Source organism: Clostridium sp. JS66, from assembly GCF_033561535.1.
Classification (GTDB): Bacteria; Bacillota; Clostridia; order Clostridiales; family Clostridiaceae; genus Clostridium_AM; species Clostridium_AM carboxidivorans.
Map to the genome: position 1 here is coordinate 1,714,824 of NZ_CP131467.1, position 25,792 is coordinate 1,740,615.

General features: G+C 31.1%; 21 protein-coding genes and 1 pseudogene. 20 read left to right on the forward strand and 2 right to left on the reverse strand.

The annotated features are described in order from the left end of the window. Positions 1-94: 94 nt before the first annotated feature. The 12 genes and pseudogenes from Q6H37_RS08165 (at position 95) to Q6H37_RS29545 (ending at position 13,927) form a co-directional block, all read left to right on the forward strand. Positions 95-493 carry a helix-turn-helix domain-containing protein gene (locus Q6H37_RS08165; RefSeq protein WP_318740784.1) on the forward strand — a complete coding sequence of 133 codons (399 nt, stop codon included), beginning with the start codon at positions 95-97 and terminating at the stop codon, positions 491-493. A 172-nt stretch (positions 494-665) separates the two neighbouring features. After that, positions 666-1,079, forward strand: a complete 414-nt coding sequence (locus Q6H37_RS08170) for a transcriptional regulator, SarA/Rot family (RefSeq protein ID WP_318740787.1) — start codon at positions 666-668, stop codon at positions 1,077-1,079. Positions 1,080-1,326: 247 nt separating this feature from the next. Beyond that, positions 1,327-3,042, forward strand: coding sequence for an ABC transporter ATP-binding protein (locus Q6H37_RS08175; protein WP_318740789.1), 1,716 nt, complete (start codon positions 1,327-1,329; stop codon positions 3,040-3,042). A 2-nt stretch (positions 3,043-3,044) separates the two neighbouring features. Beyond that, positions 3,045-4,856, forward strand: a complete 1,812-nt coding sequence (locus Q6H37_RS08180) for an ABC transporter ATP-binding protein (protein WP_318742960.1) — start codon at positions 3,045-3,047, stop codon at positions 4,854-4,856. Between the two features lie 25 nt (positions 4,857-4,881). After that, positions 4,882-7,437, forward strand: coding sequence for a PEP/pyruvate-binding domain-containing protein (locus Q6H37_RS08185; protein ID WP_318740790.1), 2,556 nt, complete (start codon positions 4,882-4,884; stop codon positions 7,435-7,437). Positions 7,438-7,696: 259 nt separating this feature from the next. Next, positions 7,697-7,828: pseudogene (locus tag Q6H37_RS29540) on the forward strand (IS110 family transposase); the annotation flags it as partial. Continuing rightward, positions 7,788-8,114 carry a hypothetical protein gene (locus Q6H37_RS08190; protein WP_318740792.1) on the forward strand — a complete coding sequence of 109 codons (327 nt, stop codon included), beginning with the start codon at positions 7,788-7,790 and terminating at the stop codon, positions 8,112-8,114. The pseudogene Q6H37_RS29540 and the gene Q6H37_RS08190, both read left to right, overlap by 41 nt. A gap of 310 nt (positions 8,115-8,424) precedes the next feature. Further along, a complete protein-coding gene (locus tag Q6H37_RS08195; protein ID WP_318740794.1) occupies positions 8,425-9,102 on the forward strand; it encodes a response regulator transcription factor in 678 nt (225 codons plus the stop codon). Position 9,103: 1 nt separating this feature from the next. Next, positions 9,104-10,105: a HAMP domain-containing sensor histidine kinase gene (locus Q6H37_RS08200; RefSeq protein WP_318740796.1), complete on the forward strand. Its 1,002-nt coding sequence runs from the start codon at positions 9,104-9,106 to the stop codon at positions 10,103-10,105. Positions 10,106-10,249: 144 nt separating this feature from the next. Continuing rightward, on the forward strand, positions 10,250-10,933 hold the full coding sequence (locus Q6H37_RS08205; protein WP_318740798.1) for an ABC transporter ATP-binding protein: 684 nt from the start codon (positions 10,250-10,252) through the stop codon (positions 10,931-10,933). After that, positions 10,930-13,539 (forward strand): ABC transporter permease, encoded by a 2,610-nt coding sequence (locus Q6H37_RS08210; RefSeq protein ID WP_318740800.1) that lies wholly within the window; start codon positions 10,930-10,932, stop codon positions 13,537-13,539. Before Q6H37_RS08205 ends, Q6H37_RS08210 begins: the two co-directional genes overlap by 4 nt. Positions 13,540-13,786: 247 nt before the next feature. Further along, positions 13,787-13,927: a DUF6718 family protein gene (locus tag Q6H37_RS29545; protein WP_412523937.1), complete on the forward strand. Its 141-nt coding sequence runs from the start codon at positions 13,787-13,789 to the stop codon at positions 13,925-13,927. A 194-nt stretch (positions 13,928-14,121) separates the two neighbouring features. On the opposite strand, the gene Q6H37_RS08215 is transcribed toward Q6H37_RS29545, so the two are convergent. Further along, entirely contained in the window at positions 14,122-14,733 is a 612-nt protein-coding gene (locus Q6H37_RS08215) for a TetR/AcrR family transcriptional regulator (RefSeq protein WP_318740802.1), read from the reverse strand. A gap of 124 nt (positions 14,734-14,857) precedes the next feature. On the opposite strand from Q6H37_RS08215, the gene Q6H37_RS08220 reads away from it, so the two are divergent. The 8 genes from Q6H37_RS08220 (at position 14,858) to Q6H37_RS08255 (ending at position 22,194) form a co-directional block, all read left to right on the forward strand. Next, positions 14,858-15,541 carry a response regulator transcription factor gene (locus Q6H37_RS08220; RefSeq protein WP_318740804.1) on the forward strand — a complete coding sequence of 228 codons (684 nt, stop codon included), beginning with the start codon at positions 14,858-14,860 and terminating at the stop codon, positions 15,539-15,541. A gap of 20 nt (positions 15,542-15,561) precedes the next feature. Continuing rightward, complete coding sequence (locus Q6H37_RS08225; protein WP_318740806.1) at positions 15,562-16,659, forward strand: HAMP domain-containing sensor histidine kinase; 1,098 nt, start codon at positions 15,562-15,564, stop codon at positions 16,657-16,659. A gap of 120 nt (positions 16,660-16,779) precedes the next feature. After that, a complete protein-coding gene (locus Q6H37_RS08230; protein ID WP_318740809.1) occupies positions 16,780-17,514 on the forward strand; it encodes an ABC transporter ATP-binding protein in 735 nt (244 codons plus the stop codon). Continuing rightward, on the forward strand, positions 17,511-18,218 hold the full coding sequence (locus tag Q6H37_RS08235; RefSeq protein WP_318740811.1) for an ABC transporter permease: 708 nt from the start codon (positions 17,511-17,513) through the stop codon (positions 18,216-18,218). Before Q6H37_RS08230 ends, Q6H37_RS08235 begins: the two co-directional genes overlap by 4 nt. An 11-nt stretch (positions 18,219-18,229) precedes the next feature. Then, the gene (locus tag Q6H37_RS08240; protein WP_318740813.1) at positions 18,230-18,973 is read left to right on the forward strand and encodes an ABC transporter permease; all 744 of its coding nucleotides are present in this window, start codon (positions 18,230-18,232) and stop codon (positions 18,971-18,973) included. Positions 18,974-19,383: 410 nt separating this feature from the next. Further along, the gene (locus Q6H37_RS08245; protein ID WP_318740815.1) at positions 19,384-20,664 is read left to right on the forward strand and encodes a sensor histidine kinase; all 1,281 of its coding nucleotides are present in this window, start codon (positions 19,384-19,386) and stop codon (positions 20,662-20,664) included. Next, positions 20,657-21,319, forward strand: a complete 663-nt coding sequence (locus Q6H37_RS08250; RefSeq protein WP_318740817.1) for a response regulator transcription factor — start codon at positions 20,657-20,659, stop codon at positions 21,317-21,319. The genes Q6H37_RS08245 and Q6H37_RS08250 overlap by 8 nt, the downstream gene beginning before the upstream one ends. 107 nt (positions 21,320-21,426) lie before the next feature. Continuing rightward, on the forward strand, positions 21,427-22,194 hold the full coding sequence (locus tag Q6H37_RS08255) for a hypothetical protein (protein WP_318740819.1): 768 nt from the start codon (positions 21,427-21,429) through the stop codon (positions 22,192-22,194). Positions 22,195-22,802: 608 nt separating this feature from the next. Here Q6H37_RS08255 and Q6H37_RS08260 read toward each other — a convergent pair. Beyond that, positions 22,803-25,217, reverse strand: coding sequence for a glycogen/starch/alpha-glucan phosphorylase (locus tag Q6H37_RS08260; protein ID WP_318740822.1), 2,415 nt, complete (start codon positions 25,215-25,217; stop codon positions 22,803-22,805). Positions 25,218-25,792 lie beyond the last annotated feature (575 nt).

Here is a 25,792-nt window from a genome sequence, read left to right on the forward strand (position 1 = left end):
CGTTGATGAATCGCTTATTGATAATTTATTTAAGAATTCAAATTCAGATTTTATTAAATATTTGAAGGTAAATTCTCTTTGCGCAGGCGTTAGTTTGAGATTTACATCATTGGCGAATAGTAGGAAATATTATTTACAAGCTCTTAAAGCAAATGAAATTAGCCAAAGGTATAATAGATATGTTTCTAATTATGATGTATGTATAAAATATATAATTTCAGATTTAATTAATAGTCAATATGATTTTATGGATTTTTGCCATCATGCTGTAATTTATTTGGCTAAGGAAGATAGTAAAAATAATACTAATTTTTTAGAAACACTAAAATACTATATCTATTTCACCAATTCTCCCAATGATGCTATACATCGAAATACACTATTTTATCGTATTAACAAGATAAAACAACTAACGAATATTACTTTGGATAATGCAGATGAAATTCTTCATATTTATTATTCTATTGAACTTATTGAAATTAATAATAAATAATTGTGAAAGTAGATGACTTATCTTTATTAAATAGATGCCTATTATTAATCTTGTATAAATTAAAATTATTGACAACTTAATATTTATGGCTTACACTATTAAGTAGAAATCTACCTATTTAGAACGAAGGTGATATATTATAAGTGAAAGAGAATGGGAATATCCCTATGATTTGTTTATAAAAAGTATCGCTCAAAAGATACGCACCATTAATGATAAGAAATTGAAGGAGTATAATGTTTCTTCTTCTCAAGCTTCATTGCTTGAACTCATTGAACGAGGGATAAGGAATGATGAGGAAATAACCCGTAAGGTTATGGAAAAAGTTCTTAAGCTTAAAGGGCCCTCTATAACGAATCTTATTAATGGGTTGAAAAGCAAAGGCTATATTATAAGAAGCACTGGAGCTAATGATGCTAGAACTTTTCAAATAGAAATTACTCCCAAGGGTTATCAATTGGTAAGGGAAATGGAAGAAGTCTTTGAAGAGACAGAGCAGCAGATGCTAAAGGGCATGACAGAGGAGCAGAAAAAGACTTTCCTGGAGCTACTTATTACCGCTTATAAAAACTTGGGTGGGGATTAAGTATCAAATAAAAAAGCATATTGTGCTTTTTTATTTGATACTTTAGGTAGATGCCTACATAAATAATAAGTGATTTATTTATGAAATAACAAAAAAATCTTATTAGTATATTATAAGTGTTAGCTTTAGTAGAGCACTAGTTAAATAGGTAGACTTCTACATATCTACAACTAAAAAGGTAGAACTCTACCTAAGACTTGAAAATATATTTATAAAGAAAAAATCAAAAATTATTTGGAGGTTTTTTATGTTTAGAATTATCAAACGACTGCCAGCGGGCAGAGTAACAATTGCAATTGCATTTTTGCTACTTCAGGTGGCTTGTGCCATGTATCTGCCTTACATGACAGCAGATATGGTTAACAATGGAGTGATAAAGGGAGACATAGGTTTTATTTGGAGGCAAGGAGGACTAATGATAGGGCTTACGCTGATTGGTCTTGTTGGACAAGTGCTTAATCCTTATGTTTCTTCAAAGATTGCCTTTAATTTCGCCAAAGAAATCCGCAGGGAGATTTATGGAAAGGTGCTTAGTTTCTCAAAAAACGAATATGACAAATTTGGCGCTGTTACCCTTATTACCCGCAACACCAATGATGTAACTCAAGTGCAGAGCTTGGTAGAGATGGGGCTGAAATTTATGATTGTATCACCTCTTTACCTAATTGGAGGAATTGCAATGACTTATAAACTCAGTCCAAAGTTATCCTTGGTTTTTGTGGCCGTGATTCCTTTTTTGATTCTTGGATCAGTTATTATCTATAAATTTGCAAATCCACTTTATGGGAAAATTCAAATTCTATTAGATAGACTAAATCTCTATTTTAGAGAAGGGCTTACAGGAGTAAAGGTCATTCGAGCCTTTGGAAAGGAAGAGGAAGAATATGAGAAATACAGCAATACAAATATGGACTATACAAGAACAGTAATTAAAGCAGGTACTATAATGAGTTTTTTTAGCCCGTTGATTACATTTATTCTTAGTCTGACTACCATCATAATCATGTGGATTGGTGCAGGCTCAATTATGAGCGGTACCATGGAAGTTGGAACCATTATGGCAACAATTACCTATTCAGCTCAAATACTTCTTGGCTTTGCCATTATTACAAGTGTGATTTTAGTTATTCCCCGCGGCCAGATTTCTATTAATCGTATTTATGAAATCTTGGATATGCCTTTGAGTATACAAAATTTAGATACGACAGTAGCACCTTTAAATGGAAGTGTACAGTTTGATCATGTGGATTTTAGGTACCCAAATGCAAAAAAGAAAACTCTTGAGAATATAAACTTTAAGATTACACGAGGACAAACTTTAGCTATCATTGGAAGCACTGGTGATGGCAAAACCTCCCTAGTCAATCTTATAGCAAGGTTTTATGACGTAGAGAAAGGAAGTGTGAAAATTGGTGGTATAGATATTAGAGAAATAGAGCTAAGGGAGCTTAATGATAGAGTAAGTTTTACAACTCAAAAATCAACACTGTTTATGGGAACCATAAGGGAGAACCTTCAAATGGCAAAACCTAATGCTACTGACGAAGAAATATGGGTTGCTTTAGAGCTAGCCTGTGCCTCAGAATTTGTTTCAAAGCTTGAGGGAGGTCTTGATAGTGTTATAGAAAAGAACGGAGGAAATTTCTCTGGAGGGCAAAAGCAGAGAATTTGTATTGCAAGAACACTTCTTAAGGATGCTGATATATACATTTTTGATGATTCCTTTTCAGCTCTTGATTTTAAGACTGATGCCGCCGTACGTTCATCCATGAAAAAGAAGTTGTCAAACAGCGTAACAGTAATTGTTGCACAAAGAGTAAGTACCATTATGAATGCTAATCTTATAGCTGTTTTAGACAAAGGAAAACTGGCAGGCCTTGGGACCCATGAAGAACTTTTAGCTTCAAATCCTGTTTACCAAGAAATAGTTAATTCACAGACATATAAGGAGGAGATAGCATGAATATGAGCAAAAAAGAATCCAAAGTCACTGCAAAGCCAAATAATCTATGGCAAAGTACCAAAAGGCTCATGGGGTTTATGAAAAAAAGTAGTTTGCTCATTAGCTTGACAATAGTGATTGCCATTATTGGAGCAGTGATGCAGGTATTAAGTCCTAAGCTGCTTGGGAATGCAACTACACTGATCTTTAAAGGAATAAGCAGCAAGGCAGGAATTGATATGCATGCTCTTGTGTCCATACTACTTACAGTAACAGTTCTTTATATAGGAGTATTTATTACTTCCTTTTTACAGGAGAGAATCATGAATGTAGTTGCTCAAAAGACCACTTATGAACTTCGAAATCAATTAAAAGCAAAAATGAATAGGGTGCCGGTTTCTTTCTTTGATAAGAATTCTAATGGAAGCCTTATGTCAGTTGCTGTTAATGATATAGACAATATTGCAAACAGTCTGCAGCAAAGTTTGACCCAGCTTATATCTGGAGTCATTACAGTAATTGGTGTCATATGTTTTATGTTTTATATAAACCCATTACTTACCCTGCTAGCTTGTATTATGATCCCTGGAAGCCTTGTGGTAGTTAAACTTTTTACACCAAGGGCGAAGAAATTCAATAAGAGCTACTACAAAAATATGGGGGATCTAAATAGTCAGATTGAAGAAACCTATCAAGGTTTTTCTGTAATAAAAAGTTTTAATGGAGAAAAGGAAGTGCTGCAGAAATTTGATGAAGTGAATATGAAGATGTATAAATCTGGTTGGAAGGGAAAATTCTTTAGCGGGTGCATGATGCCTTGCATGATTCTGGTGCAAAATGTGGTCTATGTTCTTATTGCAGCTGTAGGTGCTGCCTTTGTAGTGAATGGTTCAATAACCGTTGGTGATATGCAGGCCTTTCTGCAATACTCTCAGCAATTTTCTTCTCCTTTATCAAGGCTATCTATGTTTTGGGGAAATCTACTTACTGCTATTGCTTCTGCAGAGCGTGTATTTTATCTGCTAGATTCAGAAGAAATGAAGGAGTATGATAAAGCCTTTTTAAATAGGAAGGATGAAACAGCAAAGGTTGTATTTAAGAATGTCTTCTTTAGTTACTCTGAAGAACCTCTAATAAAGGATTTTTCCCTTACAGTAAATGCTGGACAAATGGTAGCAATTGTGGGACATACCGGTTCTGGAAAAACAACCTTGATCAATCTATTGCAGAGGTTTTATGAAATAAAGGGAGGCAGCATCCACATTGACAGCATAGATATCCGTAATCTAGAGCGAAGAGAAGTGAGGAAGAGAGTTGGTATGGTACTTCAAGACACATGGTTATTCTCAGGAACTATTTATGACAATATCCGTTATGGAAATGAAAATGCCACGGAGGAACAAGTTTATGTTGCGGCTAGAGCTGCATATGCTGATGAATTTATTCAAAAATTACCTAAGGGTTATAATACGGTACTTGGAGAGGAAGCAGGAAATATTTCTCAAGGTCAGAAGCAGTTAATAACCATTGCAAGAGCCTTTGTAGCTAATCCTGACATTCTAATTTTGGACGAAGCAACCTCTAATGTAGACAGCCGTACTGAACTCATCATTCAAAAGGCAATGCGAAGGCTGTTAAAAGGTCGAACAAGCTTTGTTGTAGCTCATAGATTGTCAACAATATATGATGCAGATCGAATTGTGGTAATGGAACAGGGAAAGATCGTTGAAACTGGAAAACATAAGGAATTGCTTAGAATGGATGGAACCTACGCAGATATCTATCAAAGCCAGTTTGCAGGAAATAGCATATCAACAACTGGTTTCACAGCTTAAATATGAAATGAAGGAGATTATAATTATGACCAATTATATAAAAAAATTAAAAGAGTTAAATAAAGATTCGTTACTTGAAGCAGGTGGAAAGGGTGCTAACCTTGGTGAGCTTATAAATGCAAATCTTCCTGTGCCACCAGGTTTTGTAGTTACAACTAAGGCTTATGCTGCTCATCTTTTGACCTCAGACTTAAAGGAAAAGATAGTAAATAAGCTTGAAAATCTAAAAGTAGATAATATAAAGGAAGTAGAAGAGGCAAGTGAATGTATTTCATCCTGGATTGAGGATGCTTCTATGCCTGATATTATTCAAAAAGAGCTTGGGAGTGCTTATGACAGCTTATGTCATGAAGTTGGAAATGGCGGAAAATTATCAGTTGCAGTACGTTCTAGTGCTACTGCAGAGGACTTACCTACAGCTTCTTTTGCGGGACAGCACGAAACATATTTGGGAATCCATGGGAAAGAAGCTGTGTTTAAATATGTAAAAAAATGTTGGGCAAGTCTTTGGTCTCCTCAAGCTATAACCTACAGAATTAGCATGGATTTTGATCATCTTAAGGTTGATCTAGCGGTAGTTATTCAGGCTATGATACCTTCTGAGGCTGCAGGGGTAATGTTTACTGCAAACCCTGTAAGCGGAAATAGTGATGAAATACTCATAAGTGCAGGGTATGGTCTTGGTGAGGTTGTTGTAAGTGGATTAATAACTCCAGATTCCTTTATTATTACAAAAGAAGGAAATATGAAAGAAAAGACAATTGGTTCAAAGGAGATTTGTATAAGGCTTACAGAAAAGGGGACAGTTACAGAAGAGGTGCCTAAGTCAAAACGTGAGGTTTACTGCATTGAGGAGAAGGAGCTGATGCAGCTTAAAACTTTAGCACAGCTTGTTGAGAAGCACTATGGCAGCTATCAGGATACTGAATGGGCACTCTCAAAGGGAAAAATTTATCTTTTACAGGCAAGGCCTATTACTACAATAATTAGCAATACTGAGGTGTGTACTTACGAGAATTTAGATATACTTGGACCTGATGATAAGATAATCTATCAGGGTAAAAAAGCTCCGCTAGCTTTTCAAAGTATGGTAGAACACACTCCATATCCTCATACACCTTTGGATTTTGCCTGCTTCAGCCATTTCTATAGTGGTATAAATGCCTCCTTTGCAGAGGTTGGGCTTAAGCTCCCAAAGGAGAAAAACAAGCCTGTTGAAAGAGAAAGCGGCTGTGTGGCTTTAAGTTATAGCGGACCAACAATCTCAGCAGCTACTTTGTGGAAAGCACCAACAAATTTAATTAAAAGTTTATTCGTTAAATCTCAATATTCTGTTGAGGATTTTATAAAGGAAATAGACACTTGGATTAAAAAAACTGAAGTGGAAGTAGAGAAAATAAAGGATGCTAGAAAGCTAGCAAAGTATATTGAGGAAGCATTTAAGGATTATGAAAGTTTCGTTTATAAAAGATTCTCTATTGTAGGTATGCCTAGTGTATTCACTGAGTATAAGTTTACAAAATTAATCAAGAAGGCTGTAGGTAAAGAAAAGGTTCAGGAATTAAAGGAAACCCTCCAAAGAGCTCTGCCTTTTAAAACAGCTTTGCAGAATAAAGCATTACTTAAGATAGCTTATGCAGTTGCAGTAAACGGAAGGGACAGTAAGGCTTATAAGGAAGAATTGAAGAGCTTTTTAGAGGAGTTCGGGGACAGGCCATCTATTGGTATGGGCCGTATGTTATCACCAGATACATGGCAGGAAAAACCAGAAATGCTTAACGATATTATTGAAGCATTGCTTTGTGATGCCGCCATTAATCCAGAGGAAAGCTTTAAAAAGCAGGAAGAAGCATATTTAGCTGCAAGAGAAACCATAAAAAAAGAGCTGACACAAACAGAATATAAAAAGTTTGTTGAAATCCTAGATAAGATAAGAAACACAACAATCATCAGAGAAGAAAGTGTTTTTTATTTGGAAAAGGTGGCAGGCTGTTTACATAGAATGGCCTTAAAGCTTGGAACTCTACTTGAAAAAGAAGGAGTTATAGATAAAGCTCATGATGTATTTTTTATTTTTCTTGAGGAATTGAGTTTAGCAGCTTCTGGGAAAATAAAGTTTAGAGAAAAAATTAAGAAAAGAAAAAGTGCCTTTGAAAAGGTATATGCTGCTCATAATAACGGTATCCATTGGTTTGTATCTACAGGTTCTTTTCCTATATTTGAGACAAAACAAAAAAAGGAACAGGAGGAGAAGGAGACTCCTAATTCTATAAAGGGAAGTGCTGCAAGTAAGGGGGTATACGAAGGAAAGGTATGTATAGTAAAGAGTCCATCTGAATTCAAAAAGCTAAGAAAAGGAGATGTACTTGTTTCAAATTATACATCTCCAATATGGACACCACTATTTAAAGTGGCAGGTGCAGCAGTTACTGAAATAGGAAGTGCAAGCTCTCATGCAGCTATTGTAGCAAGAGAATACGGCATCCCTGCTGTTGTAGCTATTGACAATGTGATGAATATATTAAAAGATGGACAAAAAATAAGGGTAGATGGTACAAAAGGAGTAATAACATTATTATAAGATGCGAAATATAAAGGGTAATATAAGAATTAATTAACTAATAAAATAATGCCTTTTTCAAAGAATTTGAGGAATAACTACTAGTGGATTTCAAAAGTCACGCTTCGCCTCCACCATTAAAAACCACGATACATATGACCGTATTGGATAAAATCCAGTACGGTTTTTTAGTTTTTTGTATAAAAGTTAGTATGTATCTTATTTAGTTGCATTAAATAAGCCAGCTTTTAAAAAGACATTTAATACTTCTAGCGGAAGTTTCATAGTTAAAAGAACTAAGGAACTAGATGATAACTCTCAAATTAAGAATTATCATAAAGACTCTAAAATAATCGAAAAGCTTGTTATAGATGGCAGATATTCTGAACCATATACTGCTGAATGGATATACCATAATTAGTAGTGCAATTCAACATATTGCTGAAAATGAAATATTAGATGAGAGTCATCTTTTAGACAAAGATTTTGAGTATTTAGAGGAAAAAATAATATCTAAGCTATTAACAAGGAATAGTACTTTTGAAACAAAAAATGCTAATAACAATAGTAAAACTTTAATAGATTTATTTATCAATGTTTCAACTAATGATAGAAATAAATTAGGAAACCCTATTTATAGAGGTGTTATTCATAATCTCAATAGAACTAGAAAATCTAAGTCTAGTAAAAGTGAATAGTCAAATCCTGTAGGAAAAATGTTAATGGTTGATATTGCTGTATCATATAATTATTAGTTTTACAAATAAAATAGCGGGTGTTTTTACATATGATATTAAATTTTTTTAAGTGTTCTATTGTTTAATAGTGCCATATACTTACAAGTTTCCGGTAGTGCCTGACCCATTAGCGAGGAAACGCCTGCTGTCTGAGCTTAATTACTTTGCATGTGACTAAAATAACTGCAATTTTTGTTTTATTACAATTTAGTCACGTAAAAATCGTATAGGCTGTTATAATAATGTTAAATCTATAAAAGAGGTGATATACTTGAAAATTTTACTAGTTGAAGACGATAAAACTATTGCATCTGGACTTGAATATTCCTTAAAGCAGGAGGGGTTTGATACAAGGATTTGTTATAATGTTTCCTCAGCTAAGGGTGTTATAAAAGATAATAAATTTGATCTATGCTTATTTGACTTATCGCTGCCTGATGGAAGCGGATATGAACTATGCAAGCTAGTTAGAGAAAAAGATGATACACCTGTTATATTTTTAACTGCTTGCGATGATGAAGTTAATGTAGTAATGGGACTTGATATGGGTGCAGATGATTATATAACAAAGCCTTTCCGCATTAGAGAACTTATTTCTCGCATAAGGTCTGTGATACGTAGATATAGTAAGGACGGCAGTTCAAAGGCAATATTGGAATTAAACAATATTCGTATTAATACTCTTGATGCGAAGGTATATAAAAATGATGAAGAAATTATTTTAACAGCGCTTGAGTATCGTCTATTGCTGATCTTTGCAAATAATCCAGGGCAGGTTTTATCAAGGAATCAGCTCTTAGAGGGAATATGGGATGTAGCAGGAGATTTTGTAAATGATAATACGCTAACGGTTTACATAAAAAGGATAAGAGAAAAGCTTGAAGATGATCCACAAAAGCCTACAATTATTAAGACAGTCAGGGGGATGGGATATAAGGTTGGTGATTAAAATGATAAGAAATAGAGAGATTAGAGTATACTTTATTATTGCCTTTATAGTATCTATGATAGCAGCAGCCTGTATTTTTTTCTTGAATGTTCTAGCAGGAATAATTTCTTTTATAGCCTTTGCTATCTTACTTGTTAGTAGTTTTTGGTTTATTAAAAGAGAATATGGAGAGCTTGAGAAACTCTCTGGTTATTTGAGACGTATTTGTAATGGAGAGTATTCGCTGGATATTAGAGATAATGAAGAGGGAGAACTAAGTATTCTTAAAAATGAGATTTATAAGGTAACTCTTATGCTTTCAAAGCAAGGGGAACTTCTCAAAAAAGAGAAAATGCAGCTTGCTGATGCTATCTCAGATATATCTCATCAGCTGAAGACACCGCTTACATCTATGAGAGTTATGTCAGACTTATTAAGTGATAATGACCTAGAGGCAGAAAAAAGAATTGAATTTACTAATAATATTGAAATGCAGCTTGATCGTATGCAGTGGCTTTTAACTTCTTTACTAAAGCTATCTAAAATAGATGCTGGAACGGTGAGTTTTAAAAAGGATAGAGTAGCTGTACCAGAACTAATTAGAAAATCAACTGAGCCTTTTCTAATTCCCATAGAAATTAAAAATCAAACATTAGTGATAGAAGGCGGTAGTAATGTAAGCTTTATTGGGGACTTATACTGGACTACAGAGGCTTTAATCAACATAATAAAAAATTGCATAGAGTATACGAAAGAAGATGGAAGAATATCTATCTTCTTTGATGAAAATCCTTTGTTTACAGAAATAAAGATCTCAGATAACGGAAGTGGAATAGAAAAAGAAGATTTACCATATATTTTCAAGCGATTTTACAAGGGCAAAAATGCAGGTGAAGATAGCGTGGGAATAGGTCTTGCTATGGCTAAAAGTATTGTTACAAGTCAAAATGGAGATATAAATGTAAGCAGCAGGAAAAATGAAGGGACATGTTTTACTATAAAATTTTATAAGGTAATGGTGTAAAAGGTAGACATTTATATAAAACAAAATTTAAAGCTTAAAAATTCATAAGTGACTAAATTGTAATAATAAAGTCACATAAAGTCACTGTAAAGTCATCTGAATTATATATACTAAAACCATGATAAAAAACTTGGAGGTTTTAAGATGGAAATACTAAGAATAGAACATTTATCTAAGGTTTACGGAAGTGGAGATACTGCGGTAAAGGCGCTTAACGATGTATCCTTTTCAGTAGAAAAAGGAGAATTTGTCGCAATTATTGGACCATCAGGTTCAGGAAAATCAACTTTGCTTCATATGCTTGGTGGGGTAGATAGACCTACTAGTGGCAAGGTTTTAGTAGATAACACTGATATTTATAATTTAGATGAAACGCAGTTGGCTATCTTTAGGCGCAGACAAATCGGACTTATATATCAATTTTATAATCTTATTCCAGTACTTACTGTAGAAGAAAATATTAATCTTCCACTACTGCTTGATGGACATAAAGTAGATAAGAAGCAGTTTGATGAGATTATAAAAATACTTAATTTAGAGAAAAGGCTCAATCATTTGCCCAACCAACTTTCTGGTGGACAACAACAAAGAGTGTCTATAGGAAGAGCTCTTATAAGTAATCCAGCTATAATGCTTGCAGATGAGCCGACTGGAAATCTAGATAGTAAGAATAGTAGTGAGATAGTTGATTTACTAAAAATGTTTAATAAAACTTTTAACCAAACTCTTATAATAATTACTCATGATGAGCGTATTGCATTACAAGCTGACAGAATTATAGCAATAGAAGATGGTGAAATTAAAAAGGATGAGGTGGTTCGCTCATGAATATAATAAATAAATTGACTTTAAGACATTTAAGATTAAATAAAAAGAGAACAATTGTAACTATAATAGGTGTAATTATATCAGCGGCAATGGTAACTGGTGTGGCTACTCTCGCAGTTTCTTTTATGGATGTAATGCAAAGACAAAGTATAGCTAATGAGGGAGAGTGGCATGTTGTCTATAAAGATGTTGATAACGTTCAGCTTCAATCAATAAAGAGTGATAAAGATACAAAGAATGTTATTTTGAACAGGGATTTAGGATATGCATTGTTAAATGGAAGTAAAAATGTTAGTAAACCTTACTTATTTATACAAGAGTACAACAAAGAAGGCTTTAGGAAGTTTCCAGTTGAATTAAGTAAGGGAAGGTTCCCAGAAGCTGCAAATGAAGTTGTAATTTCAGAAGAGATTATAGATAATGCTAAAGTTAACTATAAAATAGGAGATATTTTAACTGCTGATATTGGAAAGAGATATTCGAAAGACAAGGAAAACAACAATAAGGTTTTGACGCAGAACGATTATTTTCAAAAGAATAAAGATACTCTTGGAGAAACTTTGACAAAAGAAAATACAAAAACTTATAAGATTGTAGGTATAATAAAGCGTTCTAAGCTTGAGCCTACATGGGCTCCAGGTTTTACAGTGCTTGCTTATTTAGATGAGAATAATGTTACTTCGAAGGAAAAAGCAAATGCATCTGTAATATTAAAAAGTGTTAACAGAGGATTATTTGATCATGCAAAAGCTATATCAGTACAAAATAAAATAAAAACAGTAGAGTTTAATAACAATTTGCTTAGATATCATGGAGTTGTTAAGGATGATTCACTGCGCAATACGCTTCTTGGTTTATCAGCTATAATGATTACTATAATAATGGTTGGATCTGTTTCGCTCATATATAATGCTTTTGCTATTTCTGTATCAGAGCGTTCAAGATATTTGGGAATGCTATCAAGTGTAGGAGCTACCAAAAGACAAAAGAGAGATTCAGTGTTTTTTGAAGGAGCAGTTATAGGGGCAATAGGTATTCCAATTGGAATTGTTTGCGGATTTTTAGGTATGAGTCTTACATTTCTATGTGTAAACTCTATGATAAGGGGAGCTTTAGGTGTTACTGAAAACTTTAGAGTAGTCGTATCGCCGTTAATTGTTATCGCTGCCATTGTAGTTTCTGCTCTTACTATACTAATTTCAACATATATTCCTGCAAAAAGAGCTTCAAGTATATCTGCTATCGATGCTATTCGTCAAACCGCAGATATAAAATTAACAGGTAAAGTGATAAAAACTTCAAAGTTTACAGAAAAAATATTTGGTATTGAGGGGAATATAGGGCTTAAGAATTTAAAAAGAAATAAAGGTAGATATAAGGCAACGATATTTTCTTTGACTATTAGTATGATATTGTTTTTAAGTGTAAGCTCATTTACTTCCGATTTGAAGAAATCTGTTATTTTAAGTCAAGATGGAATAAACTTTGATATAAATGTATTGATCACGGGCAAAAATGTAGAGGAAAAAAACAACATAGTTAAAAAGATAAGCTCTCTTAACAACATAAAAGAGATCAATCAAGTAAATACTTTTGATGCAAGGGTATGGGTTAATGAAAATTCCATGGCAGACTACTTGAAAGGTGACGACAAAAGTATAATGAAAAATGGAGCATATCCTTATAGTGTTAACGTAAATGCATTAGATAACGAATCTCTTAAAAGATATGCAAAAGAAGTTGGAGTAGATTTTAATTTGTTAAAAGATACAAATAAAATCTCTGCAATAGTCATTGATACAGTTAAATACAAGGATATGAAGACCAAAAAATATATTCAAACGAAGGCAGTAAAAGTAAATAAGGGAGAAAAGCTAGATTTACTTTATCATAGCTTTGAACCAGAAAAAGATGAGCCGTTAACATCGGTAGAAATAGCAGCTGTTACAGATAAATTACCTATAGGAATCTTTTCTCATGGGGCAAATCCAGTCTTTAATGTTATAGTGTCTAGAGAAGTGTTTGATAAAATAATAGGCAGTCGTGAAAATATAATTGAAAGCATAGATACAAATTTGTTTATAAAAAGTAATGATCCTTTAGCACTTCAAACAAGTATTGAGACTATTAGAAATGCTGGTGGAGACAACAAAATGTCTATTCAAAATCTATTTATGATCAGACAAAGAGAAAATCAGATGATTGTACTCATGTCAGTTTTTGGCTATGGATTCATTGCATTAATTACAGCTATATGTGTTGCAAATATACTTAACACTATATCCACTAGCGTTGCTCTTAGAAAAAGAGAGTTCGCTATGTTAAAATCTGTTGGAATGACACCAAAAAGCTTTAATAAAATGATAAACTATGAAAGTATATTCTATGGTATTAAATCACTTGCATATGGACTTCCAGTAAGTATTGGAATAATGTACTTGATTCATAGAACAATCATGGGGAAATTTAATTTTGCTTTTATTCTTCCATGGATAAGCATTTTATCAGCTGTAGTTTCTGTATTTATAATTGTGGGGGTAGCAATGCTTTATTCTAGCTCAAGAGTAAAAAAGGAGAATATTATAGATGCACTCAAGAGTGAATAGTATCAATACAATTATTTAATATCTATGATAAAAAGTTAATTAGCTATAAAATAAGAAAAAGCTTTGGAGAATATCCCTAGCTTTTTTATTTAATTGGAAAGTCATTAGGAGAAAAATATGATACTAGCGAGATTAAAGATGAGTAAGAATTTAAGGAGGTGCTAGAATATGTGCTATCTAATAGTAAAGAAATTTAATAAGGAAGCTTAGTATTAAGAGTTGAGCAAGGGTAAAGATTAGCATCGCTATCAAATATTCAACAGTAACAACATTAGAACGTGGTGTTCAAACAGTAACATTAAACGATTTAGAAAGTTATAACGAATATTCTCCATATACATTAATAAATAATGAGGTGGATTTTATAAGTAAGGTTATTAGTATGTAATATATTTTGGATTAAAATAAGATAAGATTTTTGGTGGATTTCAAAGGTCACCCTCGCCTCCACCATACATAGTAGCACCCGCCTGTAAGTGGCTTAAATGGCTACTTATGAGCAGGTGTGTTTTTTGTTGGGTTAGGGTAAGCTCCACCAATTGTATATTTCTAATAAAATTAAGTATATTTTTATATTAAAGTTTATCTACTATTGCCTCTACTGTTCTTACAGATTGAGCGAAGGTGACATGTTAGTATGTTTGTCATCTGTTCTTTATTAAATTTATCAGGATATAATAAATGATGCATTGCCATCCCATCAATCAATGCATGTAGTCGGTGAATTTCAAGCTCCATATCAAGATTCTCTTTTGTATACTGAAGCTTGATTAATCCATTAACAAAATTTTGTATGCATTGGTGCATTTCATCGTATACATTAGTGCTTAGATTTTTTAATTTAGAATCGACGAGAGCATTTGCATTGAAAATAAGCCACACCTCCATTTCAATTCGTCGTTCTTCATCAAAAGGTAAAAATTGTGATAGCACTTCTTCTAAAACTTCCAAAGAATAATTCGTATATCCTCTCTGTGCAATACGCTGTTTTACACGGTCAGAAACGAGTTTCATAGAGAATAGTAATAACTCTGACTGTGTAGAAAAATAATGGCGCAAAGAACCAACAGATATTCCAGCAACTTTAGCGATTTTTCTTACAGAAGCATTCTGAAGACCTTCTTCAATAATTACATCCCATGTTGCTTCAGCTATTTCTATTTTTTGTTTTTCGTGATCAATAATTTTTGGCATAACATTATTATATCACACTTGACTAAATATGATGAGCATGTTAAATTTTATTTAGTACAGTTGTATTAAATAAATATTTGATATATGGTTAATTGATACAACAACAAAATTAGGGAGTGATTAGATGAAGGAGTCTATCCTTTTGGTAGATGATGAAATTGGATTATTAGAGATGCTTCAATTAGTATTAGAAAAAGAAGGTTTTAAAAAAATATATAAAGCTGTAAATGGCAAAGAAGCTCTAGAATTTATAGAAGAGAAAGTACCAGATTTGATAATTCTCGATGTCATGTTGCCAGATACAAATGGGTTTGAGTTATGTGTAAAAATACGTAAACTGACAAGTGTACCTATACTCTTTTTAACATCTAAAACTAGTGATTATGATAAGTTAATGGGATTTGGCATGGGGGGAGACGATTATATTACTAAGCCTTTTAATGTCTTAGAAGTGGTTGCCAGAATTAAAGCACAGCTCAATAGATGCAGATTGTATAAAGAGGAGGAAGAAAATATTGATTTAGAATTTAAAGATTTTGAAATTAATGAAAAAACCTGTGAACTTGTAGCTGGAGGTAAACTAGTGGAATGCACAGCCTTGGAGTTCCACCTTTTACTTTTCTTTGTGAAACACCCGAATCAGATATTCACAATCAATCAACTGTATAGAAATGTATGGGGACAAGAGAGTCTGGGAGATGAAAAGACTGTAGTAATATATATTTCAAAAATCAGGAAGAAAATAGAAAAAGATTCTAAGTACATAATTAATGCTAGAGGTTTAGGTTATAAGTTTGTACCACATTAAGCTTAAGGAGAAATTTAATAGTGAAAATTTTTTATAAGATTGTCTTAAGAATATTAATAGTATTCATTATTTTACTATTTTGTTTTTTCATAAGCTTTATAGTTATTACATTAATGTTCATCTCAGTAAAATATAATACTCCAATGTTTAAAAGTGTTAAGGCTAACACATTTCAGTTCTGTAGCGTTTTAGCATTATTTTTTATATTTCTATATATGTTTATTTATATTATAGCAAAGCCTGTAAACAATATGTTTAGATGGTTGAGGTTATTATCAGATGAGAGCTATAAAGAAGAGGACAAAACTGAATTATTGGAAATTAGAAATTTAGTTAAAGCTAATAAATGGCCCTATATTTTGTATAAAGAACTGATTTTTCAAATAAATAGCTTAACTGAAATACTATTAGAAAACGAAGTGCAACATAAGTTGTTAGAAGAAAATCGCAGGCAGTGGATTGCTGGAATTACTCATGATCTTAAAACTCCACTGGCATATATTCGTGGATATTCTTCTATGATTACTGCACCTAAATATGAATGGGATAATACACAAATTAAAGGCTTCGTAGAAAAAATAGAAGAAAAATCTGTACATATGGAAAATCTAATTAACGATTTAAGTACGTCTCTTAAATTTTATAGCGGGGATATATTCTTGAAGAAAAGTGCTGAAGATATGATTCCATATATTCAACAAATAGTAATTGACATTGCTAATAATCCATTAGCAAAGGAATATTCCTTTTCATTCAACAGCAAGTTAAAAAAATATGCTTTACATATAGACACTCAGTTAATTCGTAGAGCCTTGCAAAATGTAATTATGAATGCAGTTCTGCACAATCCAAGGGGGACTAACATTCAAGTAACTGTAGATAAAGTAGAAAATTACTTTCAAATTCAAGTAGAAGATGACGGAAATGGTATAGATGAAGAGACACTTAAAAATATGTTTCAGAAATATTTTCGAGGCAGTTCTACAGATGGTTCTGTGGAGGGTTCAGGTCTTGGAATGTCATTATCAAAACAATTTATAGAATGTCATGGCGGTTTTATAGAAGTAATAAGCAAAAAGAATATAGGTACATGTGTAACAATAAAATTACCAGCTTAGGCTGGTTTTTATTTTTGTATAAATTAAATTTTATTTTTACTTAATTTTTACTTTTCTTTACTTTAAAACAATGTTAGGCATATACAATTTGTTATATAAGTTAACGAAGAGGTGAAGGAAATGTGTAATTATATAATTGAAACTGAGAATTTAACTAAAAGATTTGGGGATTTTATTTCTGTAGATCATATAAACTTAAAGGTAGCAAAAGGTCAAATCTATGGTTTTTTGGGTTCAAACGGTGCTGGAAAAACTACAACAATGCGATTACTTCTAAGTTTGATTAAACCAGATGAAGGAGCTATAAAAATATTCAATAAATCTATTTTAGAGCATAGAAGCTATATTTTAAGAAGAGTGGGCTCTCTAATAGAAGCCCCAGCATATTATGGTCATTTATCTGCATATAAGAATTTGAAAATTATTGCAGAGCTTTTGGACATACCAGATAAGAAAATTGACGAAGTATTAGAAATAGTGCGGTTAACGCAATATGCTAATAAACCAGTGAAAGGTTACTCACTGGGAATGAAGCAGCGTCTAGGAGTAGCTCTAGCTTTAATTAGAAACCCAGAAATTTTAATTTTAGATGAACCTACAAATGGATTGGACCCATTTGGAATACAAGAAATTAGAAAATTGATTATTGATTTATCCAAAAATCATGGAATGACAGTTTTAATCTCTAGCCATATATTAAGTGAAATAGAAGCAGTTGCTGATAATGTTGGAATAATAAATGAAGGAAAATTAATATTCCAAGGTCCTATGGATAAATTGAAGCATATAAGTAATAATGCTAAGTCTTTAGAAGAGATATTCTTAGAACTTGTAGGGGGCAGTGAAAGTTTATGATGCTTAAAATACTTATTTCTGAAAAAATGAAGCTGAAAAATATATGTTATTTTATTCCTGTAATAAGTTCTATAATATTGATTGCATTTACTTGTATTGAATGGTATAGCTATTTTAGAAGAACATCTGTAGGAGCCTATGGTATTTTCAATGCACTATATATATTTCTACCATTTATAATGCTTTTGACTGTCACAATGCTCTCAAGTATTATAGCAGAAATAGAGCATAAAGCAGGAGCATGGAAAGTTATGTTTTCATTACCTTTAAAGCATTCAAAAATTTATATATGTAAGTTAATTTTGATATGTTTATTTATGTTTGAGACTTGTGCTTTAATCGTTATTGGATTAACAATACTATGGTTAACCTATACTTCAGAGCCATTACCATTTATATTTTTAATAAAACAAGTCTTAAGCAGTTTTTTAGCTTCAGTTGCTGCATTAACAATTCAATTATGGATATCTATACGTATTTCAAATCAAGCAATCCCTTTAACAATAGGAGTTATAGGGGGAGTTTCCAGTTTAACTTTAGCACGAAGTAAAATAGAGTATTTGCACTTGTTACCCTGGGCTTATCCAAGTTTAGCATCTCCTTTTATTGAAAACTATAAGCTTTGGATTATGTTGTCAATTATATTGGGAGTTTTCTTTCTTGTTGTTAGTTCAGTAATGTTCGAAAAAAGTGAATTTAAATAGGAGGCTTCTTTATGATAAAATTAATAAAAACTGAGTTACTTAAAATTCAATGGAAATCTATTCTTTTACTTATTCTTATGGATATTTTAGTCAGCTCTATATTAGCAATCAATGCTGTAAATGACTATAAAGAAACATTTGCACCTAACTGGAATACTTTGTATTTTCAAGAAGTGATGCTGCATGCAATGTTTTTCTTACCATTACTTACAGGCATAGTTGCTGCATTAATATGTTCTTATGAACATAAGAATCGTGTATGGAAACAGATTTTGACTTTGCCTTATTCACGATCAGCAATCTATTTCTCTAAATTTATAGTTATTATCATTATTTTATTAATTGTACAATTATCATTTTTAATTAGTTATATTCTTATTGGTTATTCAGGGTATAAAATACAATTAGTTGGCATAATTCCGTGGAAAACAGTGGCTTTTGGAGTAGTGGGTGGATACTTTGCCATATTCCCACTTGCAGCTTTACAATTATGGTTATCAATTAAATTTGAAAGTTTTTCTAGAGCATTAGTATTAAATGTATTTATGGTTATACCTAATATTGTAATTACGGGTTTTAACTCATATATCGGAGCATGGTTTCCATATTCAAGTGCATATTATGCAATGTTTCCTCAAGGGATTAATTTATCACCAAGAGTGGAGTGGAGTTCCTTTTTCATTATTACCTTTGCTACATTTATGTTTTATTTGATTAAAGGCTGCTGTTCATTTTCTAAAAAGGATTGGATTTGACTTTGACTTTGTGATATAAGGAAAAGATATGATAAATTATAGTGGATTTTGCAAACCGTGCTTCGCCTCCACCATAAAATCTACGTCCATTTGTATGTGGTTTGAATAGCAGCTTACAGGTGGTCGTGTTTTTTTATTTTTACGGGGTAGCACTACAATCAAACTTACAAAAATTGATAATTTGGATTTTGGGGTATTTTATTTATGTTATACTAATTATAATCCATATTTAACAAGTAATGGAGTTAATTTTATAAGTTAGGTTGTTAATATCGACTGAAAGAACATAAGAATATCCAAGTATTGAATAAAATTATAGAAATAATTTTGAAGAATTTTAAGATATTTAAATGAAGATTTTAAGTTAAGAATATTTTTATGCAATTAATATTATAGACAAGAGGGATAATATGAATCAGGTGGATGAATTATTATGGAAAAATGAAATAGAGACAAATAAAACAGTATCAAAGGCGATGCGTATTGTTCTGTATTTTTGCTTTGCAGCAGGATTTTTAAATTTAATTCATATATTTGATGCCGTGCAGAATGTTATGGTAAAAATGAATGTATTACTTATAATTCCTCTTTTGCTGCCAACAATTTTAGTAGATATATTTGAACTTAAGAAAGCATGGACAAAGTATTTGATACTTACTTGTGCTGTGATTTCTACAGGAATATGTTATACATTATTGACCTTTCAAACAGTTTTAATGTTTGTTATTCCAACAATATTAGCATCTATGTATTTTAGAAAGAAACAGCTTATAGTAGTAATTATTGAATCAGTATTTAATATATTAATAGCCCATTTACTTAGCTTTTATTTTTTGATGGAACCATGGGTTGAACCCTTTACCGGATTAAAAAATATAATGCTATATGGAGCTTTGCCAAGAATACTTCAATATTTATGCTGTGGAAGTTTGTTTTATATATTATGTAATCGTACTTCTGGACTCATGCTTAATTACCATAAGTTTATAAAAGATAAAGAGGTTTTTGAACTGGAAAAATCTATTGCTCTGCAGAAGATAAAATATGAGGAGCGGGAGCAGGTAAGCAGAGATATACATAATAGCGTTGGTCATACAATAATGGCAGCGATTATGAGTTTGGATGCGGCAGAAGCAGTATATAATAAGAATTCTAAAAAAGCAATGGAAAAAATAAAATTTGCTAATATAAGAATGCGTGAGAGTCTTGAAGCCATTAGAAAAGTAGTACGTGGGGTAAACACAAAAGGAAATGAAAAAACCATAGAAGATGTGATGAAATTAATAAATGTAAATATTGATAAATTAAAAGATGATTTTAATATTAAAATAAGAACCAAAATCGATTATAGTGAACAACAATTAAAAACGCAGAGTATTTGTATCGAAAGAATTGACTTCTTAATAGGAGCATTGCAGGAACTGGTTACAAATAGTGTAAAGCATGGAAATGCAACGGCTATTATTGTTATTATAAATGTAGATAGAAATAATATAAATATAATAGTTCAGGACAATGGAACAGGTATACAAAGTATGAGAAATTATGAGGAATTATTGGACTCTGGATTTGGAATTAAAAAAATCAGAAAATACTTAATTTCTATAGGCGGGATTTTAAAAATAGAAAATCAAGAAGGACTTCTGGTAATGCTAAAAATTCCAACAAGAGCAGGTGATGAGAATGAATAAAATTAGAATATTGATAGTAGATGATGAAAAACTTCTTTTAGAAAGCCTTGAGTTAATCTTATCTATGAATGAATCTTTTGCAATAACAGGATTAGCACATGATGGAAAAGAAGCATTAGATATTTTAGAAAAAGAACAAGTAGATATAGCATTAGTAGATTTAAATATGGAAGGAATGTCGGGACAGGAATTGATATTAAAGGTAAAAACAACATATCCTAAGATGAAAATACTTGTTTTGACAACTTTTTATGATGAAGAAAACATTGTGAAGGCAGTGATGCATGGGGCAGATGGATACTTATTAAAAGATGCAGGAACAAAAGTCATTGTCAAAGGAATTTTTAATGTTATGAATGGCCAAAGCATGCTTGATAGTAAAGTAATGACTGCATTAGCAAATATAATGTCAAAATGCTCAAATGAAAATACAGATAAAAACAAATATCATAACTTTGACTTATTAAAAAATTTAACTGAAAGAGAAATAGAGATTTGTCAGTTGCTTTCTGATGGATATACAAATTCTCAAATAGCAGAATTCTTATATATTTCTCAAGGTACAGTAAAAAATTATATAAGTACTATTTATGATAAAACAGGAATAAAGGATAGGACCATGTTAGCCTTAAAGCTTGCAAAAATATTTTCTTAATAATTAAACATGACCAGAGTCATATGAAAATAATGACTCTGGTTACTTTTTTATGAATGATATTTTAGTTATTCTATAGAAAATAAAAAAGAAATGAGGAAAAAGAGATGAAAAAAAATAAATCAGTTAAAGTATTTGGAATTATTTTTGTGATAGCCGCATTACTTATTTTTATTAATCTTATTCCAACTCTTAGATTAAAAGCATCAAATATGCACATTATTGAAGGAGAATGGGTGAATGTTTATTATGAAGATGAAGAGTCGGCAGCTAAGGATGTTTTTCAGTTAGCTAATGCAAGAGCTGGTAAATTAGCTAAAAAATTAGGATTTAGTGAAAAGCAAAATATTAATATTTATATTTATGACCATCAGTCTACAATGCAAATGAAAAAATATGGACTAATAGGGCCAATGTTAGGGCTAGACTGGTATATTGGTGACAATATAGGAACGAATGTTATACTGACATCGCCTGCAAATCCAGGAAAGGTTCATGACTATGATGATAATAAGCAAGCTGCTTTACATGAAATGGTTCATGCCTACATAAGCATAATAAATCCACACATCAGATTATGGTTAACTGAAGGAATGGCTTTATATTTATCCAATGCACAACCTTTTTACAAAAAATATACCTACAATATGCATATTCCAACTTTTTCAGAAATCAAAACTAGTAATCCAGTGAAATTTTCAAAAATGGGAGGTTATACTTTTGCTAATACTTATATAGAGTATATAGATAAAAAATATGGATGGGAAAAATTAATGATGATAATTAAAACTGAAGATTATGAAAAGGTATTTGGAAAATCTGATGAAGATATATATAACGAATGGATAAATTATATTAAAAATTATTATCAGTAAAATAATTAATATAATTGAATTTTTTAAGTGGTGGATTTTAACTTTATGTGTAGCCATTTAATTTTGTTGTTATAGGTAACTCTAGTAAATTGAAATTGTATTTAACATATAGCTTAACACTTAAAAATTGAGGCGGAGACTGCTATAATGCAATGAATGAGTTAACAAGTTTACTACATTTTACAGGCTGCACCTTATCTTATTTATTAAAAGAGTCAATATAAAGCATATAAACAGCAAGAATTAAAAAAGCTATGATTTTTTTATATAGAGCTATATTTATAATATATTATAAGCAATTCATCATAATTAGAAGAATACGCTTACTACACAACTTTTTAGGTGGAGGGAGCTTTGAATATATGGTGTATAAAAGCTTTTGAGAGAATTTAGGAGCTCTTATGTTTAAAATTTAAAAAATCTCGTAATTTGAATCAGGACGATTCAAGCCGCGAAAGTCCCAGGAAGGGACATTTGAGCGGGTAGAGATTTTTTAAATTTTAGACATTAGAGTTCCTTAATGAACGGCTGGCTTTTATACACCATATATTCAATGCGGACTCCACCTAAAAAGTTGTGTCGCAATGAATGTATATATTATATGAAATTTAAACGTGCCATATTTCCTTTGCATATTTTTTTATGGTATTGTCAGAAGAGAAAATACCTGATTTTCCAATGTTCATTATGCACATTTCCTGCCATTTATTTTTATTTCTATAAAGCTTATCTATTTTATCTTGAGCCTTTGTATAAGAATCAAAATCCTTTAGAACAAAATACTCATCATTTTTTTCTAAAAGCGCCGAATATATATCTTTAAATTCAGATGAGGATACATTTAAGGAATTATCTACAAGAGAATTTATAATTTTCATAAGTCTGGAATCTGAATGGTAATAGTTATTTGCTTTGTAATTTTTATTTTTTTCCAAAGAAAGCACTTCTTCTTTATTCATACCAAATATGATAATATTTTCATCTCCTACAGCTTCTTTAATTTCAATATTAGCTCCATCTAAAGTGGCAATAGTTATTGCTCCATTCATCATGAATTTCATATTTCCAGTACCGGAAGCTTCTTTAGTAGCTGTTGATATTTGTTCACTTACATCAGCACAAGGAATTATTTTTTCAGCTAAGGATACAGAGTAGTTTGGTAAAAATATAACATTTAACTTTCCATGTATAGCATCCTTATCATTATTAACTTTAACTGCTACTGTATTGATAAATTTTATGATTTGCTTTGCAAGATAATAACCAGGGGCAGCTTTTCCACCAAAGAAAAATGTTCTTGGGATAATGTCTAAGGATGGATTCTCCTTAAGTTTATAATATAGATTTAATATATTAAAGGCATTTAGTAGTTGTCTTTTATATGCATGCAGCCTTTTTACCTGCACATCGAATATAGAATAAGGATTTATATCTATGCCATATGTGTGTTTGGCATAGTTACAAAAATCTATTTTATTTTTTTCTTTTACTTCTCTAATTTTATTTTGAATATTTGAATCTTTAGCATAGTTTGCGAAATTTTCAAATTCTAAAGGATTTTTAATCCATTGATTTCCTATAGTTTCACATAAAGTTTTTGTAAGACGTGGATTTGCTTTAACAAGCCACCTTCTATGAGTTATACCATTAGTTTTATTATTAAATTTTCCGCTATAGAATTCATTGAAGTTTTTTAACTCTTTATTTTTCAAAAGTTCTGTATGAAGCTTGGCAACACCATTAACGGAGTGGCTTCCTACTATAGCTAAGTGTGCCATCCTTATTTCACCATTAAATATTATAGACATGTCATTAAGTTTTTTAGTATCATTTGGGTATTTATTTTGTACTTCTTCACAAAAACGCCTGTTTATTTCTTCTATTATCATATAAATTCTTGGTAGAAGTTTTTTAAACATGTTTACAGGCCACTTTTCAAGAGCCTCTGAAAGTATAGTGTGATTTGTGTAAGATATAATATTTGTAGTAATTTTGAAGGATTCATCCCATGGAATATTTTCTTCATCCACTAGAATTCGCATGAGCTCTGCAACAGCCATAGATGGATGAGTATCATTTATTTGAACAGCGATGTATTTATCTAATTCATTAATAGGAATATTCATTTTCTTATAATATCTAACTATGCTTTGAAGACCTGCACTTACTAAGAAATACTGTTGTTTAAGCCTTAATAATTTACCTTCCTCATTTGAATCGTCGGGATATAATACTTGAGATATGGATTCAATAGAATTTTTATATTCTAGGGCTTTTGAATATTGTCCTTTATTAAAGGATGCAAAATCAAAATCATCATCTAAAGTTTCAGCATTCCATAATCTTAGAGTGTTAACGGTATCTGTGTTATAGCCTATTACAGGAGTATCATAAGGTACAGCTAGAATTTCTTCATAATTTTCATGTATAAATTTTAGAGAGTCATTTTCCATTACAGAATGTATATTACCACCAAATCTAATTTTAACAGCTTTATCTTCTTTTCTTGTTTCCCACATGTTTCCATCCCTTAACCAATGATCAGGAACTTCAACTTGATATCCATTTATTATTTTTTGTTGAAAAAGTCCATAATAATATCTTATACCGCACCCATGACCAGGAATATTTAGAGAAGCCATTGAATCAAGAAAACAAGCAGCTAGTCTACCTAATCCACCATTACCAAGACCAGCATCATTTTCAATTTCTTCAAGTTCATTTAAATTAATACCCAATTCACTTAAAGCTTCTTTACAAGTATCCTCTATTCCTAAATTTAATAGATTATTTCCTAAAAGTCTTCCTATTAGAAATTCCATAGAAAAATAATATACTTGTTTTTTTTTAGTATTTTTATATTTTCTATTAGTTCTCATCCAATTTTGGGATGAATACTTTTTTACTAGCTTTGCAAGGGCAAAGTATTTATGAAGGTTAGATGCTTCATTAATATCTTCAGAGTACATAGTGGTGAGTTCGTTTATAAAATCCCTTTTAATACTTTTTTTGTTAATGTACATATTATATATCATCCTTTCATAAAATACATTCTTTTAGATAAAGAAATATATAGTATTGAAGTCACATCATTACTATATTATAACATATAAGTAAAAAAGTACAATTTATATTAAGAAGAGTAGTTACTTTTCTAGATTAGTAGAAGATTAGGTTTATTTAAAATATACGATAATATACTATATACATATGTTTATTGGTGATAAAAAAGTTTTAACTTTGAATTTAGTTTGATTAAAAAAAGAAAGTGAAATTAATGAATACCAAAAAAAAGGAATTTATGGGTTCCATGTAGAATATATATGCAAAACAAAAGAATGTGTATTAAAAATGTGTTGAAAATTATTGTAAAATATAGAAAAATATCAAATTAGTAGGAAAAGAACATTAAGCTTATTGATCCTATTTACAATAATTTTTTAAAATGCCTGAAAATTACAATAATTAACTAAAAATAAATTGTTTATTGTTTTTTTTAAATAAAAACATTACATTTTAGAAATAATTAAAGCAAAATATGTTATTTTGGGTAGCATTTAATACAAATTTATAATTGTATATAAAGTTTTTTCGGTGA

What these genes read in the sequence shown, in the direction of transcription:
- Q6H37_RS08180 (WP_318742960.1), top strand. Translation starts at nt 3,045, where the DNA reads ATGAGCAAAAAAGAATCCAAAGTCACTGCAAAGCCAAATAATCTATGG.
- Q6H37_RS08200 (WP_318740796.1), top strand. Translation starts at nt 9,104, where the DNA reads ATGATAAGAAATAGAGAGATTAGAGTATACTTTATTATTGCCTTTATA.
- Q6H37_RS08185 (WP_318740790.1), top strand. Translation starts at nt 4,882, where the DNA reads ATGACCAATTATATAAAAAAATTAAAAGAGTTAAATAAAGATTCGTTA.
- Q6H37_RS08260 (WP_318740822.1), bottom strand. Translation starts at nt 25,217, where the DNA reads ATGTACATTAACAAAAAAAGTATTAAAAGGGATTTTATAAACGAACTC.
- Q6H37_RS08240 (WP_318740813.1), top strand. Translation starts at nt 18,230, where the DNA reads ATGATAAAATTAATAAAAACTGAGTTACTTAAAATTCAATGGAAATCT.
- Q6H37_RS08255 (WP_318740819.1), top strand. Translation starts at nt 21,427, where the DNA reads ATGAAAAAAAATAAATCAGTTAAAGTATTTGGAATTATTTTTGTGATA.
- Q6H37_RS08235 (WP_318740811.1), top strand. Translation starts at nt 17,511, where the DNA reads ATGATGCTTAAAATACTTATTTCTGAAAAAATGAAGCTGAAAAATATA.
- Q6H37_RS08190 (WP_318740792.1), top strand. Translation starts at nt 7,788, where the DNA reads ATGGCAGATATTCTGAACCATATACTGCTGAATGGATATACCATAATT.
- Q6H37_RS08210 (WP_318740800.1), top strand. Translation starts at nt 10,930, where the DNA reads ATGAATATAATAAATAAATTGACTTTAAGACATTTAAGATTAAATAAA.
- Q6H37_RS08215 (WP_318740802.1), bottom strand. Translation starts at nt 14,733, where the DNA reads ATGCCAAAAATTATTGATCACGAAAAACAAAAAATAGAAATAGCTGAA.
- Q6H37_RS08220 (WP_318740804.1), top strand. Translation starts at nt 14,858, where the DNA reads ATGAAGGAGTCTATCCTTTTGGTAGATGATGAAATTGGATTATTAGAG.
- Q6H37_RS08245 (WP_318740815.1), top strand. Translation starts at nt 19,384, where the DNA reads ATGAATCAGGTGGATGAATTATTATGGAAAAATGAAATAGAGACAAAT.
- Q6H37_RS08175 (WP_318740789.1), top strand. Translation starts at nt 1,327, where the DNA reads ATGTTTAGAATTATCAAACGACTGCCAGCGGGCAGAGTAACAATTGCA.
- Q6H37_RS08205 (WP_318740798.1), top strand. Translation starts at nt 10,250, where the DNA reads ATGGAAATACTAAGAATAGAACATTTATCTAAGGTTTACGGAAGTGGA.
- Q6H37_RS08250 (WP_318740817.1), top strand. Translation starts at nt 20,657, where the DNA reads ATGAATAAAATTAGAATATTGATAGTAGATGATGAAAAACTTCTTTTA.
- Q6H37_RS08230 (WP_318740809.1), top strand. Translation starts at nt 16,780, where the DNA reads ATGTGTAATTATATAATTGAAACTGAGAATTTAACTAAAAGATTTGGG.